We start from the raw sequence: 18,526 nt of genomic DNA on the forward strand, positions 1-18,526 counted from the left end.
GCCCTCTCGTTGTGGCTCCACTGGCCGCAGCCGGCTACCCTTCCAGGCGCAGTCGATACGGGACGGCCACGGTCGTCTACAGTGATCAGGAAACCTCAGGAAGCCTTTCCATGAACGACACCAACGAGCGTCGCCGCTTTACCCGCTTCACCTTCGATGCCCCTGCGCAGTTGCACCAGGGTGAGCACCAGTGGGCAGCGCCCGTGGACGACATCTCGCTCAAGGGCGTGCTGCTGGCGCGGCCCACCGACTGGTCGGCCCAGCCAAGCGCCGCCTATCAGCTGCGCATCCTGCTGAACGACGAGACCCAGGTGACCATGGACGTGGAACTGGTGCGGGAAACCCCCGAGCAGCTGGCCTTCGCCTGCCGCCAGATCGACCTGGATTCCATCAGCCACCTGCGCCGCCTGGTGGAGCTGAACCTGGGCGACGAGAACCTGCTGGAGCGCGAGCTGGCGGCGCTGGGCACGCCCTGAGCGAGGTCTTGGCAGGCTGGGTTAAGGCAAAGGGAAGCCCGAGGGTGCTTGGGCTTGAATTCGCCTGTTGGGCTTCGACGGTGGAGCCGTCTCAACCCAACCTACGGCAACGGTAGCCGTGTAGGTTGGGTTGAGCGAACGCGAAGCCCAACGGTGCTTGGGCTTGAATCCGCCTGTTGGGCTTCGACGGTGGAGCCGTCTCAACCCAACCTACGGCAACGGTAGCCGCGTAGGTTGGGTTGAGCGAAAGCGAAGCCCAACGGTGTTTGGGCTTGAATCCGCCTGTTGGGCTTCGACGATAGAGCCGCCTCAACCCAACCTACGGTATCGGTAGCCTTGTAGGTTGGGTTGAGCGAAAGCGAAGCCCAACGAGGTCTAGAACTCCAGATGCAGACCTACGACCAGCCGCGCGTCGTGGGTGTCTTCGCCCTCTTCCCGCGCCATGGCGGCGGTATTGCCGTGGGTGGCGTTCCAGGACACCCCGACATAGGGCGCGACCTCCGGGGTCACCTGGTATCTCAGGCGCAAGCCCGCCTCGCTTTCGGCAAAGCCGGCGCCCTGGCCGCGGGACTCGTCGTTGCGACCGTAGAAATTGAGTTCGGTATGGGGCTGGAGGATCAGCCGCTGGGTCAGGGCCCAGTCGTATTCGGCTTCCAGGCGCAGGGCGGTCTGGCTGTTCTCGCCGAAGAAGGCGGTGATCTCGATGTCGAGATCCTCGGGATCGTGTTCCTGGATGCCCAGGGCGGCCCAGGTCTGCGGCGAGCCGGGTTTGAAATCCTGGCGGATGCCGGCCACGCTACCCCAGCCCTTGGCCAGGCTGTGTCCCCAGAGCGCCTGCACCTCGGCCTGCTCGGTGTGGCCGTTGGTACGCTCGCCCTGGCTGCGGAAATCCAGGCGATTGGCGCCGCCGCCTAGGACCCAGCCTTCCAGGTCCCAGTTGAAGACGCTGCCTTCGTCGGCATGCTGCCACTCCAGCTGATCCACCTCCAGGCTGGCCGGAGCAGAGCTGCTGGGATCGGCGGCCTGGACCAGGGCACTGGCGGCAAGGCCGGCAAGGAACAGGGAAAGCGGGAGCAGACGGGACATGGCGGGTATCCGGGTTCGTGGAAGCGCCTGATAGACCACCCTGCCCCACCGAGAGTTTTAAAAAATATTACAAATGCTGCCCAAGGCTATTCGAAGAGCGCATCCAGCGCCTGCTCCAGCCGGGTCACGGCCACTACCTGCAGACCGGGCGGCGGATCCTTGGGGGCATTGCCCTTGGGTACGATGGCACGCTTGAAGCCGTGCTTGGCGGCTTCCTTGAGACGCTCCTGGCCACTGGGCACCGGGCGGATCTCGCCGGACAGGCCGATCTCGCCGAACACCAGCAGGTCGTGCGGCAGGGCGCGGTCCCTCAGGCTGGAGATCACCGCCGACATCAGCGCCAGATCCACTGCCGTCTCCAGCACCTTGACCCCGCCGACCACGTTGATGAAGACGTCCTGGTCGTAGGTGGGAATGCTGCCGTGGCGGTGCAGCACCGCCAGCAGCATGGCCAGGCGATTCTGATCCAGGCCCACGGTGACCCGCCGCGGATTGGCCAGGTGACTGGTGTCCACCAGGGCCTGCACCTCCACCAGCATCGGCCGCGAGCCCTCCCAGGTCGCCATGACCACGCTGCCGGCCACCGCTTCCTGGGCACGGTTGAGAAAGATCGCCGAGGGGTTGGAGACTTCCTTGAGGCCCTTGTCGGTCATGCCGAACACGCCCAGTTCGTTGACCGCGCCGAAGCGGTTCTTGACCGCTCGCAGCATGCGCAGACGGCCGTCGGACTCGCCCTCGAAATAGAGCACGGTATCGACCATGTGCTCGAGCACTCGCGGTCCGGCCAGGGCGCCTTCCTTGGTGACATGGCCGACGAGGAAGATGGCGGTGCCGGTTTGCTTGGCGAATCTCACCAGCAGCGCCGCGCTCTCGCGCACCTGGGCCACGCCGCCGGGGGCGGATTGCAGTTGCTCGGTGAAGATGGTCTGGATGGAATCGATCACCATGACCCGCGGCTTTTCCTGGCGGGCGGTGGCGACGATGGTCTCGATGCAGGTCTCGGTCATGACCTTGAGCTTGTCTTCCGGCAGCCCCAGGCGGCGGGCGCGCATGGCTACCTGCTGCTGGGATTCCTCGCCGGTGACATAGAGCGCCGGCATGCGCGCGGCCAGGTGGCAGAGGGTCTGCAGCAGGATGGTGGACTTGCCGATGCCGGGATCGCCGCCGATCAGCACCACGGAGCCATCCACCAGGCCGCCACCCAGTACCCGGTCGAGTTCGGTGGAGTCGGTGGTGAAGCGCGGGGTTTCCTCGACGCTGACCTCGGCCAGGGTCTTGATGGTCGCCTGCGCCCCAGCCCAGCCGGCGCGACCGGAAGGGACGGCGGAGGTCTCGACGACGGTTTCCACCAGGGTGTTCCAGGCACCGCACTCGCCACACTGGCCCGCCCACTTGGGAAAGGTGGCGCCGCATTCGGTGCAGCCGTAGAGACGCTTGGCCTTGGCCATGGCGGAATTCTCCAGTCGAGAAGGGAAGATTCCCAGCATATCACGACTGGATGCATAGACAGTAAAAAGGCGCGCTCCCGGGGGGAGCGCGCCTCTCCGAATCCTGGGCTAGAGCCTTAGTTGCCCTCGCCACCCGGCTGGCGCAGCATGGTCAGGGCCTGGTTGGCCTGGGCGATGCACTTCTTCTCGTCGCCGGCCTTCTGCGCTTCCATGGCGTTCTTGCGGAAGCTGGCGATCTGCTGGGCCTGGGAGCTGCCCGGGCCGATCATGTTGGTCTTCATCTTGCTGGCGTCGTCCAGCTTCTGCAGCTGGACCGCACACAGATCCTTGGCGAATACGGGTGCAGCGGCGAACATCATCAGGGCGATCAGGGCGGTACGCTTCATGGGGACATCCTCGTTGGGAGGGCCAGGTAGGCCGGATAAACCTCGCTCACCCGGCGAAATTCGCCTGGGGTACCCCATTGACCGCCAGGTACCGCCGGTCGTTCAGCGCCTGGCCATCAGTGTCTGCCGCGAGGTTCTGGCGCTAGTGCTTGAGCGTCGACACCATCTCCACGTCGCCCCGTAGCCAGACCGGCAATGCCTGTTGCCAGCGCTCCTGTTCGAGCAGCTGCAGGTTGGCCAGCAGGCGGCTGTATTCGGCGAATTCGAGCTGCACGCGACGGCGCTGGGCTTCCACGGCTGCCTCGGTGATCCACAGGTGCCACTGCTGGTACATCGCCACTTCGTCGGTCATCGGTCCTCTCCTAGGAGGCCATGATGGCAACGCCGGCGGCCCTTGCCAATCGCATAAACGTGGGCTCGGCACCACAGGCCGAGCCCGGCACGGCTAGGACGGGTATTTCAGTTGCTGAGCGATCTTGTCCTTGAGCAGGACCCGTTCGCGACGCAGGCGACCCAATTCCTCGTCGCCGCTGGACTCCTCCACTTCCTCCAGATCGAGGATCTGCTGGTCGAGCTTGGCGTAGTCTTCCAGCAGCTTGGCGAAGGCCGCATCGGTCTGGGGACGGCTGTCCAGCTGCTCGGCGTATTCGGGAAAGTCTTTGTGCAGGTCGTGTTTGGCAACCATCAGGGGCTCCTTGAGGCGAGAGGTGGAAGTCGCGAGGGTTGCAGCCCTCGACGTAAGGGGTGGACCCGGCCCTTTGGACAAAGTGCGACAGCCACGACCAGCTGCCGATTCCGCGGCGATTTGCCGCTGCCGGGGAACCTCCGGACCGCTCGCAGGGTTCCAAACCCGAGCGAAGCGAGCACAATCGTCTATCGTCTCTTCGAAACCATCCAAAGGAGTGCAGCATGAGCATCATTGCCGAGTTCAAGAAATTCGCCATGAGAGGCAACGTGGTCGACCTGGCGGTCGGCATCATCCTGGGCGCGGCTTTCGGCAAGATCGTGTCGTCCTTCGTAGCCGACATCATCACGCCGCCGCTGGGCCTGTTGCTGGGGGGCGTGGATTTCTCGCAACTGGCGATCACCCTGAGGGCCGCCGTGGGTGACCAGCCGGCCGTGGTCATGTCCTACGGCAAGTTCCTGCAGACCATCTTCGACTTCGTGATCATCGCCTTCGCCATCTTCATGGCGATCAAGGTGCTCAACCGCCTGCGTCTGCACCAGGATGCCGCGCCGTCCGGTCCGACCAAGGATCAGGTGCTGCTGACCGAGATCCGTGACCTGCTGAAGGAACAGAACAGCCAGGCGACCGCGGCCCCTGTGGTAAAGCAGGAACCGCCGGTCAACCCGCTGTAGTGTCCGCGTCGAACCCGCCTCGCTAGGAGGCGGGTCGCTCCAGGCGGATCCAGCCGATCCGCCGATCCTTGACCGACTCCACCGTCAGTTGCCAGCCCTGGTATTCCAGGCGATCGCCAGCCACCGGCAGGCGCCCCAGCAGGTCCACGACCAGACCGCCGAGGGTCTGATAGTCCTCGTTTTCCGCGATCTGGAAGCCGGTGCGCTGGGCCAGGGGATGCAGCGTCAGGCCACCGCTGGCGCGATAGCCGTTTTCCACCTTTTCCAGCTCCGGCAGGCTTTCCTCGCTGGCGTCCGGCATTTCGCCGGCGATGGCCTCGAGGATGTCGGTCAGGGTCAGCAGACCTTCGAAGCCACCGAATTCGTTGACCACGAAGGCCACGTGGGTCGAGGCGGCGCGTAGCTGTTCCAGGGCGCCCAGCACCGTGGCCTGGGCCGGCAGGTGGATGGGGGTGCGCACCCGGGCGCGCAGGTCCGGCGACTGGCCCTGGAGGATGTCGGCGAACAGCTCCTTCTTGTGCACATAGCCCAGGGGCTCATCGATGTTGCCGTTGACCACCAGCGGCAGGCGCGAGTGGGCCGAGGCCAGCAATTGCTCGCGCAGGCGCTCCGGGGCGGCATCGGCATCGAGGATGTCGACGTCGGCGCGGGCGGTCATCACCGTGCGCACCGGACGCTCGCCCAGTTGCAGCACGCCACTGATCATCAGCCGCTCGCGGCGATCGAAGACCGGGCCTTCGCCCTTCTCGCCTTCCATCAGCTCGGCGATGTCCTCGTCCACCTCGTCTTCGCGCAGGCGACCGCCAAGCAGGCGCAACACCGCCTGGGAGGTCCGCTCGCGCATGCCGAGGCGCTCGTGCAACTGGCGCTTGCGCTTCCAGCGCACCACCTGGTTGGCCAGCTCGATGAGGATCGAGAAGCCGATGGCGGCATAGAGATAACCCTTGGGAATGTGGAAGCCCAGGCCTTCGGCGGTCAGGCTCAGACCGATCATCATCAGGAAGCCCAGGCACAGCATGATCACCGTGGGATGGGCGTTGACGAAGGCGGTCAGCGGCTTGCTCGCCACCAGCATCAGGCCGATGGAGATGATCACGGCGATCATCATCACGCTCAGGTGCTCGACCATGCCCACGGCGGTGATGACGGCGTCCAGCGAGAACACGGCGTCGAGCACCACGATCTGCGCGACCACCGGCCAGAAGGCCGCGTAGGCACGATTGCCACCGGTCTTGTGGGTATGGCCCTCGATGCGTTCGTGCAACTCGGTGGTGGCCTTGAACAGCAGGAAGATACCGCCGAACAGCATGATGAGGTCACGGCCGGAGAAGGCCTTGCCGAAGACCTCGAACAGCGGTTCGGTGAGGGTCACCATCCAGGAGATGCTGGCCAGCAGGCCCAGGCGCATGATCAGCGCCAGCGACAGGCCGATCACCCGCGCCTTGTCACGCTGCGCGGGCGGCAGCTTGTCGGCGAGGATGGCGATGAAGACCAGGTTGTCGATGCCCAGGACGATTTCCAGGACGATCAGGGTGAGAAGTCCCAACCAGGCGGTGGGATCGGCGATCCATTCCATCAGCAGCGGACCTCCGTCTGAAGGGGCCGAACGGCCACGGAGGGAATAAGGCGGGAGGGGGTGTCAGCCGCACCTGGCACAAGGGCCGGGGGCGGCTCGGATCTGTCACTGCTCATCGGAACTCGGAAGGTAGTCTTGGAAATTCCGATCCTAGAGCAAGGCGGGCCCAAAACTAAAGGCCCAACCTTTTCCAATTGTGAAGAAAACGTAAAGACGCCGGTGCGACGCGGTCTTTACCAGTAGTTCTCCACGGCTACCTGGCCGGGTCGGCGACTCAGGGCCAGTTGCAGATCGCGGGTCTTGAGCAGCTGGCGGGTGTCGTCGACCATCTCCGGATTGCCGCAGATGAGGATGCGCGAGTGCTCGGGCGAGAGCTCGACGCCGGCGGCGCGTTCCAGCTCGCCGTTTTCGATCAGGGTGGTGATGCGGCCGCGCAGGGCGCCGGGATGCTCCTCGCGGGTGACCACGGGGACATAGACCAGGCGGTCGGTGAGGCCTTCGAGGTGCTCCACCTGGCCGTAACCGCGGATGACCTCCTGGTAGGCCAGGTCGCGGGCTTCGCGCACGCTGTAGACCAGCACGATGCGCTCGAAGCGCTCCCAGGTGTCGGGTTCCTGCAGCATCGACAGGAAGGGTGCCAGACCGGTACCGGTGGCCAGCAGCCAGAGGTCGCGACCGCCGCCGAATCTCTCCAGGGTGAGATAGCCATAGGGCTGCTTTTCCACCAGCAGTTCGTCGCCCTCGCGCAGGCGGCTCAGTTCGCTGGTGAAGGCGCCGCCCGGCACCACGATGGAAAAGAATTCGAGGAAGTCATCGTGGGGCGCCGAGACCATGGAGTAGGCCCGCCAGACGATGTCGCCATCGGCCTTGCGCACGCCCAGCCGGGCGAACTGGCCGGCGCGAAAGCGATAGCGCGCATCGCGGGTGGTCCTCAGACTGAAGAGGTTGTCGCTCCAAGGCCAGACGGCGGTGATCGTCTCGCGGGTGAACTTGTCTTCGGTGGCGGTCATACTGGCCTCTTTTCCCGATTGCTTAGAGCCTGTTTACGATCTCGCGAGCTAGAGCCAAACAAGGCGAAAATAGCTGAGGAAGCGGAGTTTACGAGTGGTAAATGAGCATTCCGAAGCTATTTTCAACGCCGTTTGGCCGACGCGCAGCAGATCGTAAGCAGGTTCTTTGCGCCATTGTCCCGCACTGAGCCGCCGATAAACACCGACAGAAACCATGCCTTCTCTCGTCTCGCCCTTCGCCATCCTCGAACTCGACCGTCAGCCACCACGCCGCGACGATCCCCTGCAGGCCTTCGACGCCGCCGACGAATACCTGCTGCAGCAGGTCGCCGAGAGCGGCCTGGACCCCGCTGCCCGGGTGCTGGTGCTCAACGACGGTTTCGGCGCCCTGGCCGCCAGTCTCGCCGGCCATGCCCGGGTGACCTCCAGTGGCGACTCGCACCTGGCGGCCCTGGCGCTGGCGGCCAACCTGGCGCGCAACGGCCTTGCCGCCGAGGCGGTGACCTTCGTCCCGGCCAGCGAGGCGACCAGCGGTCCCTTCGATCTGGTGCTGATAAGGGTACCCAAGACCCTGGCGCTGCTGGAGGAACAACTGATCCGCCTGCGGGGCCAACTGGCACCGGGCGCCCGGGTGATCGCCGCCGGCATGCTCAAGCACCTGCCCCGCGCCGCCGGCGACCTGCTGGAGCGGCATATCGGCCCGGTGCAGGCTTCACTGGCGGTGAAGAAGGCGCGGCTGCTGTTCGCCACCCCCGAGGCGCGGCCGGCGCTGGCCTCGCCCTACCCGAGTCGTTATCGCCTGGACGTCCCGCCGCTGACCCTGGTCAACCACGCCAACGTCTTCTGCCGCGAGGGCCTGGACATCGGCACCCGGGCCTTCCTGCCGCACCTGCCCCAGCAGCTGGGCCAGGCCCGGGTGGCCGATCTCGGTTGCGGCAACGGCGTCCTGGCGCTGGCCTGTGCCCTGGCCAACCCCGAGGCGCAATTCACCCTGGTGGACGAGTCCTACATGGCGGTGCAGTCGGCACGCGAGAACTGGAGCGCGGCCTTCGGCGAGCGAACGGTGGCGATCCACGCGGCCGATGGCCTGGCCGACCAGCCGCCGCGGTCGCTGGACCTGATCCTCTGCAACCCGCCGTTCCACCAGCAGCAGGTGGTGGGCGATTTCCTGGCCTGGCGCATGTTCCAGCAGGCGCGAGCGGCGCTGACTGAGCAGGGCGAACTCTGGCTGGTGGGCAATCGCCACCTGGGTTACCACGTCAAGCTCAAGCGGCTGTTCAAGCGCGTCGAACAGATCGCGGCCACGCCGAAATTCGTGGTGCTCAGGGCGGTCCAACCTCTCTGACATCCACCCCGGAGCGAGAGCTGCCCGCGTGCCTTCCCTGCCCCTCGATCTCCACTACATCGCCCTGGCCCTCGAACTGATCGGCATCAGCGCGGCGATCCACGCCATCATCACGGTGCGTACCGCCCAAGGCGCCATGGCCTGGGCCATGGCGCTGGTGTTCATGCCCTTTCTCAGCCTGATCCCCTACCTGGTCTTTGGCCGGCGGCGCTTCGACAGCTATGTGAAGGCGCGGCGCCAGGCCGACGAGGAGATGGCGCGCCAGGCCGCCGAACTGGACTGGCGGCCCTGGATCGCCGAGGCCATGGCCGCCCAGCAGTGCAGCGCGGCCAATCGCAAGCTCAAGGCCATGACCGCCCTCACCGGCACCCCCTGCGTCGCCAACAACCAGGTGCGCCTGCTGATCAACGGCGAGGAAACCTTCGCCGCCATCCTCACGGCCATCCGCGGGGCGCAGAAGGTGGTGCTGGTGCAGTTCTTCATCATCCACGACGACGCCCTCGGCCTGGCCCTGCAGAACACCCTGCTCGACCGGGCCCGGGCCGGGGTCCAGGTCTTTCTGCTGTATGACGCCATCGGCAGCCATGCGCTGCCGCGCGCCTATGTGGAAAAGCTGCGCGAGGCCGGTTGCGAGGTGAAGGGCTTCAGCAACCGCCGCGGACTGATCAACCGTTTCCAGGTGAATTTCCGCAATCACCGCAAGATCGTCATCGTCGATGGCGAGGTGGGCTTTACCGGCGGACTCAACGTCGGCGACGAATACATGGGGCTCAAGCCGCCCCTGGCGCCCTGGCGCGATACCCACCTGGAATTGCGCGGCCCGGCCCTGGCCACCCTGCAGGAGACCTTTGCCCAGGATTGGTACTGGGTGACCAGAAAGCTGCCCACCCTGCTGCTGCCGGAGCGCTACGAAGAGGGCGGCGTGCTTTGCCAGGTGGTGCCCAGCGGGCCGGCGGACGATCAGGAAACCTGCTCGCTGTTCTTTGTCGAGGCCATCCACTCGGCGCGCCACCGCGTCTGGATCACCACGCCCTACTTCATTCCCGACGAAGCCGTTTCGGCCGCCCTGCGCCTGGCCGCCCTGCGCGGGGTCGACGTGCGCATCCTGCTGCCCTCGCGACCGGACCACAAGGTGGTCTATGCCGCCTCCTATCTCTATGCCTTCGAAGCGGTGCATGCCGGGGTGCGGGTGTTCCGCTACGGACCAGGCTTCCTGCACCAGAAGGTGGTGCTGATCGACGAGGACGTGGCCGCGGTGGGCAGCGCCAACCTGGACAACCGCTCCTTCCGCCTCAACTTCGAGGTCATGGTGATGGTCATGGACGTCGCCTTCGCCTGGGAGGTGCGCAAGATGCTGGAGCAGGACTTCAGTCGCTCGCGTGAACTCACCCCCGAGGACAACGCCGCCCTGCGCCGCTGGCGGCGGGTGGCCATGCGGGTGGCGCGGGTGTTTTCGCCGGTGCTCTAGGGCCTCGGAACCCGCTCTGCGACGGTCCGGTCCGATAGCTCATGGCGCCGCGCCCGGAGCGCCCCGCGCCCCCGGAGTCGCCCGCCATGCCATCCTTTTCACCCTTGCGTTGCGTCTGTCTGCTAGCCAGCTGCCTGGCCGCGGCGGCCCAGGCCGCGCCCCGCAGCGTACCGTCCATCGAGAGCGAAGACGCCGCCCTGGGCAGCGTGGAGGTCAGCGAGACCTCCGGGCGCTTCCATCCGCTACTCGGCGTGGACGTGCGCAACGGCGACTTCTCCCGCGGCAACTACGATGACGACGCGTCCAGCCTCGATCGCATCCCCTTGCACCTGCAGGCAGGCTTCGCCCTGGATCTGCACCAGGGAAGCGACGGCAATGCCGATGCCTGGCTGGTGTTCAGCAGCAGCAATGGCCTGCACAGCCCCTCCAGCGAGGAGCGGGTCAGCCCGCGGCGCTGGTACGAGAGCAACAACCTGGTGGGCCTGGTGGTGTCACCGGCCAAGGGCCTGAGGGTCGGCTTCGTCTATACGGTGAAGAGCAGCCCCAACGACGTCGCCGCCACCACTCAGGAAGCCAGCCTGACCCTGGCCTACCAGGCCGAGTCGGGCCTGGGCGCTTGGCGTCCGGGTCTGGCGGTGACCACCCGCACCCAGGGCGACAGCGGTCTCTACACCCAGGGCAGCCTGGAACCCGGACTGGATCTCTCGGCCAGCGGCCTGCGCCTGAGTTTCCCCAGTGCCCTGGGGGTGGGCTGGAACGGCTTCTATGGCCCGGATTCCGGCGACCGTCTCTACGCCCGTACCGGCCTGGCGCTGGAGCAGCCCTTTCGCTGGGGCGAGACGCGCTGGAGCGCTCGCGCCGAAGCCCTGGCGCTCTATCGCGACGGCGCCCTGCGCGAGTTGAGCGGTCCGGAGGGCGAGACCGACGGCGTGGTGCCCCAGGTGACCCTCAGCCTGTCTATGGCCTATTAACCCAGCGGCGCCACGCCCAGCCCTTCCACCAGGGTCTCCAGGGCGCGCAGGCCGGCGACCGAGTTGCCGTAGCTGTCCAGCCGTGGCGACCAGACGCAGATGCTCATCTGCCCCGGCACGATGGCGACGATGCCGCCCCCTACCCCGCTCTTGCCCGGCAGGCCGACGCGCCAGGCGAAATCGCCCGCCGCATCGTAGAGGCCGCAGGTCAGCAGCAGGGCGTTGAGCTGGCGGGTCTGCTGGGGCGTCACCACGACCTGGCCATCCTGGGGATTGACCCCGCCGTTGGCGAGGAAGGCGAAGGCGCGGGCCACGTCGACGCAGCTCATGGCCAGGGCGCAGCCGTGGAAATAGACGTCGAGGACGTCATCGACCTCGCTATGCAGATTGCCGTAGGCCTTCATCAGATAGGCCAGGGCGGCGTTGCGCGCCTTGTGGTCCATCTCCGAACGGGCCACGCGGTCGTCGAAGTTGATCGCCGGATTGCCGGCCAGACGCCGCGCCTGCTCGCGCATCATCCAGTGGATCGACATGATGCGCGACACCAGCAATTCGCAGACCTGCACGGCGCCGGCATTGATGAAGGGATTGCGCGGCACGCCCTTCTCTTCTTCCAGCTGGGCCATGGAGTTGAAGGCATGGCCAGAGGGCTCGCGGCCGACGCGGGTCCAGATGTCCGGCTCGTCCAGGCGCTGCATGGCGATCACCAGGTTGAGCACCTTGGAGATGGACTGGATGGAAAAGGCCGTGTCGGCCGCCCCGGCGCGCCAGACCTGACCCTTGACGTCGCAGACGGCGATGCCGAATTGATCCGGCGCCACCTCGGCCAGGGCCGGGATGTAGTCGGCCACCTCGCCTTCGCCGAAATGGCGCGGCGCGGCAGCGGCGATACGGTCGAGCAGGGGTTGCAGCGGGTGGCGGTCGAAGGGCTCTGCCATGACGATTCCGAAACGGGCGGGGGCGCCAAGTGTAGGGGCCGAGGCGGCCTCAGGCGAGCCCCAGGCGCGGCGGCAGCGGCAGGCGGATCTCGAATCGAGCGCCGCCCTTAGCGCCGGCACTCAGGTCCAGCCGGCCACCCTGGTTTTCCACCGCGCGCCGGCTGATGGCCAGACCCAGACCGAAGCCGCCGGTGGCGCGGTCGCGACTGCGATCCAGGCGGTAGAAGGGTTCGAAGACCCGTTCGCGCTCCGCCGCGGGAATGCCTTCGCCATCGTCTTCGACGGCGATCAGCAGCGCTTCGCCATCGCCGCGGACCGTTACCCAGACCTCGCGCTGGCAGTAACGCAGGGCATTGCCGACGAGATTCTGCAGGGCGCGGGCGGTGAGGCGTGGCGCCAGCTCGACCTGCCTCGGCGCCTGCGCCACGTCCAGGTGCATCGCGACGCCACGGCGCTCCTGCTCCTCGGCGAAGTCGGCCAGCACGCTGTCGAGAAAGGCCTCGAGTTCCAGGCTCAGGCGTTCGGGCGGCTGCTGGCTGCTCTGCAGGCGGGCGAAGGACAGCAATTCGTCGACCAGGGCATCCAGTTCGCGGACATGACGCACCAGTTGTTCCAGCTGGCGGTGGGTCTCGGCGGGCAGCGGATCGGCCTGCAACAGCGCCAGGCCGAATTCCAGGCGCGAGAGCGGCGTGCGCAATTCGTGGGAGACAGCGTTGAGCAGGTCGCGCTGCTGGACGATCAGCGCCTCCAGCTCCTGGGCCATGTCGTCGAAGGCTCGCGCCACCTCGCCGATGTCCGAGCGCGGCGAGATGGCCGTGCGCTCGCCCAGATGGCCCTTGCCCAGCCGCGCCGCGGTACGCCGCAGCCGCTCCAGGTCGCGCCAGTGCGGTCGCAGCCAGACATAGAGACAGACCAGCAGGGCCGCGCCGATCAGGGCATTCATCGCCCAGTAGGTCAGGGCGATGTCGGTGGGGGCCTCGGGGATGCCGATCCACAGCACCTGATCCGCCGGCAGCGGCACCAGGGCCGCGCTGGGTTCGCCATAGTCGCCCAGCCGTACCCGCCGCTGACCGGCGGCCAGGTCCGCGCGCTCCGCCGGACTGAGCGCGGGATCGTCGCGCGAGACCAGGCGCAGGCTGATGGGCGCCAGTTCCCCGGCCAACTCCTGCTGCAGGGCTGGCCAGCGCTCCGACGGCGCCTGGTTGAAGGTGCGTTGCACCAGACTGAGCGGGCCGTGCAGTTGCTCGAGGGTGTAGCGACTGTAGCGCTCGGAGAACACCTGGAGCAGCGCCTCGGGCACCAGGTAGCTGGCGGCGCCGTAGGTCACCAGCAGGATGAGATAGAGGCGGACGAGGATCTTGAGCATTTATTCCCACTCGGCCCGGGAGAGGAGATAGCCCTTGCCCCAGACGGTCTTGATCCGCCGGGCGTCGCCGGGATGCTCTTCGAAGCGCCGGCGCAGCTTGGAGATGGCCACGTCCACCGAGCGGTCGACACCGTTGAATTCGATGCCGCGCAGTTGCTGGATCAGCTGGTCGCGGCTGAGGACCTCGCCGGCATGGCGCATGAGGATCGCCAGCAGGTTGAATTCGGTGGATGACAGCTCCACCAGCTGGTCGCGCCACCAGACCTGGCGTTCGCCCGGCAGCAGCTGCAGCTGCCCGATCGTCAGGCGGTCATCGGCGGGCGCCTCGACCAGTTGGCAGCGGCGCAGCAGGGTGCGGATGCGTGCCAGCAGCACCCGCGGTTCGCAGGGCTTGCTGACATAGTCGTCGGCGCCGATTTCCAGCCCCAGCACCTGGTCGTGGCTGTCGTCCAGGGCGGTGAGCATCAGGATCGGCAGGCTGGGCTGGGCGGCGCGTAGCTGGCGACAGACCTGCAGGCCGTCCAGCCCCGGCAGCATGACGTCGAGCACCACCAGTTGCGGGCGCAGGCGCTGCACCGCGGCCAGCGCCTCGTCGCCGCGACCGATCACCGTCACGGCATAGCCCTGGCGGCCCAGGTAGGTGGCGATGAGCTCGGCCAGGGCGATGTCGTCTTCGACGATGAGCAAGGGGATCACGGCAGGTCTTCGTGGCGGGAAAGTGCCGAGCATAGCCGAGCCCCGGGCAGGCGGGCGCCGGGCTTAACACTCTTTCACAAGAGACCTACAGACGTTTACAGGGAGGCCCGAGCGAGACGCCTACCATGGCGCTCTCCTGGAGGAAGCCCCGATGTCCCTGCCCCGCCCTGCCCTCGGCAGCCTCGCGCTGCTCTGCCTGCTGCTCGCCGCCTGCGACCGTCCGGCCCCGGATACCGCCGCCCCGCCGGCGCCCAGGGTGCAGGTGGAGACGCTGCACCCCACGCCCCTGGCCATTGCCAGCGAACTCAGTGGCCGCCTGGTGGCGCCACGGACCGCCGAGGTACGGGCGCGGGTCGCCGGCATCGTGCTGCAGCGGGTGTTTCGCGAGGGCAGCGAGGTCAAGGCCGGCGCGGTGCTGTTCCGTATCGATCCGGCGCCGCTGCAGGCCGAGGTGGACAGCGCCGCGGCCGCCCTGCGCAAGGCCGAGGCCAGCGCCTTCCAGGCCCGCCGGCTGGCCGAGCGCTATGCGGCGCTGGTGGAGAGCGAGGCGATCAGTCGCCAGGCGCAGGACGATGCCCAGGGTGCCAGTCTGCAGGCGCAGGCCGAGGTGGCGGCCGCCCAGGCGGCGCTCAAGCGGGCACGGCTGAATCTGGGCTATGCCACGGTCACCGCGCCCATCGCCGGGCGCATCGGCAAGGCGCTGGTCAGCGAAGGCGCCCTGGTCGGCCAGGGCGATGCCACGCCGCTGGCGCTCATCCAGCAGCTGGACCCCATCCATGCCGATGTCACCCAGTCGACCCGCCAGCTCAAGGCGCTGCGCGATGCCCTCAGCGACGGCCGGCTGCAGCAGGTGGCGCCGGACCAGGCGCGGGTGACCCTGCTGCTGGAAGACGGCAGCCCCTACCCGGAGAGCGGCCGCCTGCTGTTCGCCGATCTGGCGGTGGATGCCAGCACCGGCCAGATCACCCTGCGCAGCCAGTTTCCCAATCCCCGCCGCGAGCTCCTGCCGGGCAGCTTCGTGCGGGTACGTCTGGAGCAGGCGCGCCTCGACCAGGGCCTGAGCGTGGCGCAACGGGCGGTGCAGCGCAGCGCCGGTGGCCAGGCCCAGGTCTGGGTGGTGGACGCCGAAGACCGGCTCGCCCTGCGCGAGGTGCGCCTGGGACCAGTGGTGGAGGGTCGCTGGGTGGTGGAATCCGGCCTGGCCGCCGGTGAGCGGGTCCTGCTCTCGGGCCTGCAACAGGCGCAGCCAGGGCTGCTGGTGGAACCCCAGGAAACCCAGGCCGCCCCGGCGGAGGCGCGCTGATGGCCAATTTCTTCATCGACCGCCCGGTGTTCGCCTGGGTGGTGGCGCTGTTCATCCTGCTCGCCGGCCTGCTCGCCCTGCCGCAATTGCCGGTGGCCCAGTATCCCAACGTGGCGCCGCCGCAGATCGAGTTGACCCTGAGCTATCCGGGCGCCTCGCCGCAGACCCTGGACGAAAGCGTGGTCAGCCTGGTCGAGCAGGAGCTCAATGGCGTCAATCACCTGCTCTACTTCTCGTCCAGCAGCAGCCAGGGCAGCGCCACCCTGACCGTGACCTTCCAGCCCGGCACCGATCCGGAGCTGGCCAAGGTGGACATCCAGAATCGCCTCAAGGTGGTGGAGCCGCGCCTGCCGCGGGCGGTCACCCAGCAGGGTATCCAGATCGAGGAAACTTCCGCCGGCTACCTGCTGTTCGTCACCCTCACCGCCACCGATGCGCGCCTCGACACCACCGCGCTGAGCGACTACCTGGCGCGCAACGTGGTCAACGAACTGCGGCGGCTGGACGGGGTGGGCAAGGCCCAGCTGTTCGGCGCCGAGCACGCCCTGCGCGTCTGGCTCGATCCCAGTCGCCTCGTGGCGGTCGGCCTGACCCCGGCCGACGTGACCCGCGCCATCGCCGAGCAGAACGTCCAGGTGGCGGCCGGCAGTCTCGGCGAGCTGCCCGCGCCCGCGGGCCAGGAGCTGAGCGCGCCGGTGCTGATCAAGGGCCAGTTGAGCGATCCGGCGGAATTCGCCGGCATCCTGCTGCGCGCCGGGGCCGATGGCTCCAGCGTGACCCTGGGCGACGTCGCCCGGGTCGAGGTGGGCAGCCAGAGCTACAATTTCGGCACCCGCCTGGACGGCAAACCCTCGGTGGCGGTCGGGTTGCAGCTGGCGCCTACCGCCAACGCCCTGGCCACCGCCAAGGCGGTGCGCGCCAAGCTGGCCGAACTGTCCCGGTACTTTCCGCCGGGGATGAAATACGACATCCCCTACGACACGGCGCCCTTCGTCGAGATCTCCATCACCCAGGTCATCCATACCCTGATGGAGGCCATGGCGCTGGTGTTCGCGGTGATGTACCTGTTCCTGCAGAATCTGCGCTACACCCTGATCCCGACCCTGGTGGTGCCGGTGGCGTTGCTGGGCACCTGCGCCGTGCTCCTGGCGCTGGGCTATTCCATCAATGTGCTGACGCTGTTCGGCATGGTGCTGGCCATCGGCATCCTGGTGGACGACGCCATCGTGGTGGTGGAGAACGTCGAGCGACTGATGGCCAGCGAAGGCCTCGATCCGCGTGCCGCCACGCGCAAGGCCATGGGCGAGATCTCCGGCGCCATCGTCGGCATCACCCTGGTGCTGACCGCGGTCTTCGTGCCCATGGCCTTCATGAGCGGTTCGGTGGGCGTCATCTATCGCCAGTTCTCGGCGTCCATGGCGGTGGCTATCCTGCTTTCCGCCTTTCTCGCCCTGAGCCTGACCCCGGCGCTGTGCGCCACCCTGCTCAAGCCGATTCCCCAGGGCGCCCATGCCCGCGGCGGGTTCTTTGGCGCCTTCAACCGGGGCTTCGAGCGCCTGACCGGCGGCTTCGAAGGCTGGGTGGCCCGCGCCATCCGCCGGCTGCTGCCCAATCTCCTGCTGTTCGCCGTCCTGCTGGCGACCCTGGTGGCGCTCTATGGCCGCCTGCCCGGCGCCTTCCTGCCCACCGAGGACCAGGGCTATCTGATCACCGACATCCAGCTGCCGCCGGGGGCCACCCAGGAGCGCACCCTCAAGGTGCTCGAACGCCTGGAGCGCCACTACGCCGCCGAACCCGGGGTAGCCAACGACCTGGTGCTGCTCGGCTTCAGCTTTTCCGGCAGCGGCCAGAACGCCGCCCTGGCCTTTACCACCCTCAAGGACTGGTCCGCCCGCGGCCCGACCGACTCCGCCGCGGCCATCGCCACGCGCGCCAACGCCGCCCTGGCCGGCGAGAGCGAAGCCCAGGGCTTTGCCGTGCTGCCGCCGCCGGTGGAAGGCCTGGGCACCTCCAGCGGGTTCGAGGTGCGCCTGCAGGACAGGTCCAACCGCGGCCAGGCGGCGCTCAAGGCGGCGCGGGACGAATTGCAGGCCAGCCTGGCGGGCAATCCGATCATCGCCTACGTGCGGGAGACCGCCCTGGCCGACAGCGCCCAGGTGCAGCTGGTGGTGGATCGCCGCCAGGCCGCCGCCCTTGGGGTAGGCTTCGCCGCCCTCGGCGAGACCCTCGGCACCGCCCTGGGCTCCAGCTACGTCAACGACTTCCCCAATCGCGGCCGGATGCAGCAGGTGATCGTCCAGGCCGAACTGGGCAGCCGCAGCCAGGTGGACGACCTGCTGCGCCTGGAGGTACGCAACGAACGCGGGCGCATGGTGCCGCTGTCCGCCTTCGTCAGCGCCGACTGGACCCAGGGCCCGGCACAGCTGTCGCGCTACAACGGCTACCCGGCCATCAGCCTGGCCGGCGAGCCGCTGCCCGGTCACACCACCGGCGAGGCCATGGCCGAGCTGGAACGCCTGGCCGCCGAGCTACCCCGTGGTTTCGCCCTGGAGTGGACGGCGCTGTCGCTGCAGGAACGCCTCTCCGCCGGCCAGGCGCCCGTGCTGCTGGGGCTGTCGCTGCTGGTGGTGTTCCTCTGCCTGGCGGCGCTCTACGAGAGCTGGTCGATTCCCACCGCGGTGCTGCTGGTGGTGCCCCTGGGCGTGCTCGGCGCGGTGCTGGCGGTGACCCTGAGGGGGATGCCCAACGACGTCTTCTTCAAGGTCGGCCTGATCACGGTGATCGGTCTCACGGCGAAGAACGCCATCCTGCTCATCGAATTCGCCAAGCGCCTGCACGACGAAGGTATGGACCTGTACCAGGCCACCTGCCGCGCCGCCCGCCTGCGCCTGCGGCCCATCGTCATGACCTCGCTGGCCTTCATCCTCGGCGTGGTGCCCCTGGCCCTGGCCAGCGGAGCCAGCTCGGCGAGCCAGCAGGCGGTGGGCACCGGGGTGATCGGCGGCATGCTCAGCGCCACCCTGGCGCTGGTCTTCGTGCCGGTGTTCTTCGTGCTGGTGCTGCGGCTGGTCCGGCGCTGGCGCGCGCCGGACCTCTAG

17 protein-coding genes are annotated in these 18,526 nt (G+C 67.7%); 7 read left to right on the top strand and 10 right to left on the bottom strand.

The window, feature by feature from the left end:
* Positions 1–110 precede the first annotated feature (110 nt).
* A complete protein-coding gene (locus FHR73_RS19815; RefSeq protein WP_183633559.1) occupies positions 111–476 on the top strand; it encodes a PilZ domain-containing protein in 366 nt (121 codons plus the stop codon).
* A 375-nt stretch (positions 477–851) separates the two neighbouring features.
* On the opposite strand, the gene FHR73_RS19820 is transcribed toward FHR73_RS19815, so the two are convergent.
* The 5 genes from FHR73_RS19820 to FHR73_RS19840 all read right to left on the bottom strand — a co-directional run bounded on the left by FHR73_RS19820 (position 852) and on the right by FHR73_RS19840 (position 4,081).
* Positions 852–1,562, bottom strand: coding sequence for a copper resistance protein B (locus tag FHR73_RS19820; RefSeq protein WP_183633561.1), 711 nt, complete (start codon positions 1,560–1,562; stop codon positions 852–854).
* An 86-nt stretch (positions 1,563–1,648) separates the two neighbouring features.
* A complete protein-coding gene (radA, locus tag FHR73_RS19825) occupies positions 1,649–3,010 on the bottom strand; it encodes a DNA repair protein RadA (protein WP_017639095.1) in 1,362 nt (453 codons plus the stop codon).
* Positions 3,011–3,126: 116 nt separating this feature from the next.
* Positions 3,127–3,396 (bottom strand): hypothetical protein, encoded by a 270-nt coding sequence (locus FHR73_RS19830; protein ID WP_183633563.1) that lies wholly within the window; start codon positions 3,394–3,396, stop codon positions 3,127–3,129.
* A 142-nt stretch (positions 3,397–3,538) separates the two neighbouring features.
* Positions 3,539–3,748: a hypothetical protein gene (locus tag FHR73_RS19835; RefSeq protein WP_183633565.1), complete on the bottom strand. Its 210-nt coding sequence runs from the start codon at positions 3,746–3,748 to the stop codon at positions 3,539–3,541.
* A 93-nt stretch (positions 3,749–3,841) separates the two neighbouring features.
* Positions 3,842–4,081 (bottom strand): YdcH family protein, encoded by a 240-nt coding sequence (locus tag FHR73_RS19840; protein WP_007162691.1) that lies wholly within the window; start codon positions 4,079–4,081, stop codon positions 3,842–3,844.
* A gap of 224 nt (positions 4,082–4,305) precedes the next feature.
* Here FHR73_RS19840 and mscL point away from each other — a divergent pair, with 224 nt between their 5' ends.
* A complete protein-coding gene (gene mscL, locus FHR73_RS19845; protein WP_183633567.1) occupies positions 4,306–4,755 on the top strand; it encodes a large-conductance mechanosensitive channel protein MscL in 450 nt (149 codons plus the stop codon).
* Between the two features lie 22 nt (positions 4,756–4,777).
* Here mscL and FHR73_RS19850 read toward each other — a convergent pair whose 3' ends face one another.
* Positions 4,778–6,331 (bottom strand): TerC family protein, encoded by a 1,554-nt coding sequence (locus tag FHR73_RS19850; protein ID WP_183633569.1) that lies wholly within the window; start codon positions 6,329–6,331, stop codon positions 4,778–4,780.
* A gap of 233 nt (positions 6,332–6,564) precedes the next feature.
* A complete protein-coding gene (locus FHR73_RS19855) occupies positions 6,565–7,341 on the bottom strand; it encodes a ferredoxin--NADP reductase (RefSeq protein WP_183633571.1) in 777 nt (258 codons plus the stop codon).
* A 214-nt stretch (positions 7,342–7,555) separates the two neighbouring features.
* Between FHR73_RS19855 and FHR73_RS19860 the strand changes: the two genes are divergently transcribed.
* From FHR73_RS19860 to FHR73_RS19870, 3 genes are all read left to right on the top strand, one after another.
* Positions 7,556–8,686 carry a class I SAM-dependent methyltransferase gene (locus FHR73_RS19860; protein ID WP_183633573.1) on the top strand — a complete coding sequence of 377 codons (1,131 nt, stop codon included), beginning with the start codon at positions 7,556–7,558 and terminating at the stop codon, positions 8,684–8,686.
* A gap of 28 nt (positions 8,687–8,714) precedes the next feature.
* Positions 8,715–10,154 carry a cardiolipin synthase gene (cls, locus tag FHR73_RS19865; RefSeq protein WP_183633575.1) on the top strand — a complete coding sequence of 480 codons (1,440 nt, stop codon included), beginning with the start codon at positions 8,715–8,717 and terminating at the stop codon, positions 10,152–10,154.
* An 86-nt stretch (positions 10,155–10,240) separates the two neighbouring features.
* Positions 10,241–11,125 carry a hypothetical protein gene (locus FHR73_RS19870; RefSeq protein ID WP_183633577.1) on the top strand — a complete coding sequence of 295 codons (885 nt, stop codon included), beginning with the start codon at positions 10,241–10,243 and terminating at the stop codon, positions 11,123–11,125.
* Here FHR73_RS19870 and glsB read toward each other — a convergent pair.
* The 3 genes from glsB to FHR73_RS19885 are packed head-to-tail and all read right to left on the bottom strand — an operon-like array spanning position 11,122 to position 14,158.
* Positions 11,122–12,063, bottom strand: coding sequence for a glutaminase B (glsB, locus tag FHR73_RS19875; RefSeq protein ID WP_183633579.1), 942 nt, complete (start codon positions 12,061–12,063; stop codon positions 11,122–11,124). The genes FHR73_RS19870 and glsB overlap by 4 nt on opposite strands.
* A gap of 49 nt (positions 12,064–12,112) precedes the next feature.
* Positions 12,113–13,429, bottom strand: coding sequence for an ATP-binding protein (locus tag FHR73_RS19880; RefSeq protein WP_183633581.1), 1,317 nt, complete (start codon positions 13,427–13,429; stop codon positions 12,113–12,115).
* On the bottom strand, positions 13,430–14,158 hold the full coding sequence (locus FHR73_RS19885) for a response regulator transcription factor (protein ID WP_221191635.1): 729 nt from the start codon (positions 14,156–14,158) through the stop codon (positions 13,430–13,432).
* A 118-nt stretch (positions 14,159–14,276) separates the two neighbouring features.
* Between FHR73_RS19885 and FHR73_RS19890 the strand changes: the two genes are divergently transcribed.
* Together FHR73_RS19890 and FHR73_RS19895 are read left to right on the top strand one after the other, a co-directional pair.
* Positions 14,277–15,428, top strand: a complete 1,152-nt coding sequence (locus tag FHR73_RS19890) for an efflux RND transporter periplasmic adaptor subunit (RefSeq protein WP_183633583.1) — start codon at positions 14,277–14,279, stop codon at positions 15,426–15,428.
* Positions 15,428–18,526 (top strand): multidrug efflux RND transporter permease subunit, encoded by a 3,099-nt coding sequence (locus tag FHR73_RS19895; protein WP_183633584.1) that lies wholly within the window; start codon positions 15,428–15,430, stop codon positions 18,524–18,526. Before FHR73_RS19890 ends, FHR73_RS19895 begins: the two co-directional genes overlap by 1 nt.

It is taken from the genome of Pseudomonas sp. AS2.8, assembly GCF_014190935.1.
Classification (GTDB): domain Bacteria; phylum Pseudomonadota; class Gammaproteobacteria; order Pseudomonadales; family Pseudomonadaceae; genus Chryseomonas.

Coding starts and splice junctions, on each gene's coding strand:
- FHR73_RS19815 (WP_183633559.1), top strand. CDS start 111: ATGAACGACACCAACGAGCGTCGCCGCTTTACCCGCTTCACCTTCGAT.
- FHR73_RS19820 (WP_183633561.1), bottom strand. CDS start 1,562: ATGTCCCGTCTGCTCCCGCTTTCCCTGTTCCTTGCCGGCCTTGCCGCC.
- radA (WP_017639095.1), bottom strand. CDS start 3,010: ATGGCCAAGGCCAAGCGTCTCTACGGCTGCACCGAATGCGGCGCCACC.
- FHR73_RS19830 (WP_183633563.1), bottom strand. CDS start 3,396: ATGAAGCGTACCGCCCTGATCGCCCTGATGATGTTCGCCGCTGCACCC.
- FHR73_RS19835 (WP_183633565.1), bottom strand. CDS start 3,748: ATGACCGACGAAGTGGCGATGTACCAGCAGTGGCACCTGTGGATCACC.
- FHR73_RS19840 (WP_007162691.1), bottom strand. CDS start 4,081: ATGGTTGCCAAACACGACCTGCACAAAGACTTTCCCGAATACGCCGAG.
- mscL (WP_183633567.1), top strand. CDS start 4,306: ATGAGCATCATTGCCGAGTTCAAGAAATTCGCCATGAGAGGCAACGTG.
- FHR73_RS19850 (WP_183633569.1), bottom strand. CDS start 6,331: ATGGAATGGATCGCCGATCCCACCGCCTGGTTGGGACTTCTCACCCTG.
- FHR73_RS19855 (WP_183633571.1), bottom strand. CDS start 7,341: ATGACCGCCACCGAAGACAAGTTCACCCGCGAGACGATCACCGCCGTC.
- FHR73_RS19860 (WP_183633573.1), top strand. CDS start 7,556: ATGCCTTCTCTCGTCTCGCCCTTCGCCATCCTCGAACTCGACCGTCAG.
- FHR73_RS19870 (WP_183633577.1), top strand. CDS start 10,241: ATGCCATCCTTTTCACCCTTGCGTTGCGTCTGTCTGCTAGCCAGCTGC.
- glsB (WP_183633579.1), bottom strand. CDS start 12,063: ATGGCAGAGCCCTTCGACCGCCACCCGCTGCAACCCCTGCTCGACCGT.
- FHR73_RS19880 (WP_183633581.1), bottom strand. CDS start 13,429: ATGCTCAAGATCCTCGTCCGCCTCTATCTCATCCTGCTGGTGACCTAC.
- FHR73_RS19885 (WP_221191635.1), bottom strand. CDS start 14,158: ATGCTCGGCACTTTCCCGCCACGAAGACCTGCCGTGATCCCCTTGCTC.
- FHR73_RS19890 (WP_183633583.1), top strand. CDS start 14,277: ATGTCCCTGCCCCGCCCTGCCCTCGGCAGCCTCGCGCTGCTCTGCCTG.
- FHR73_RS19895 (WP_183633584.1), top strand. CDS start 15,428: ATGGCCAATTTCTTCATCGACCGCCCGGTGTTCGCCTGGGTGGTGGCG.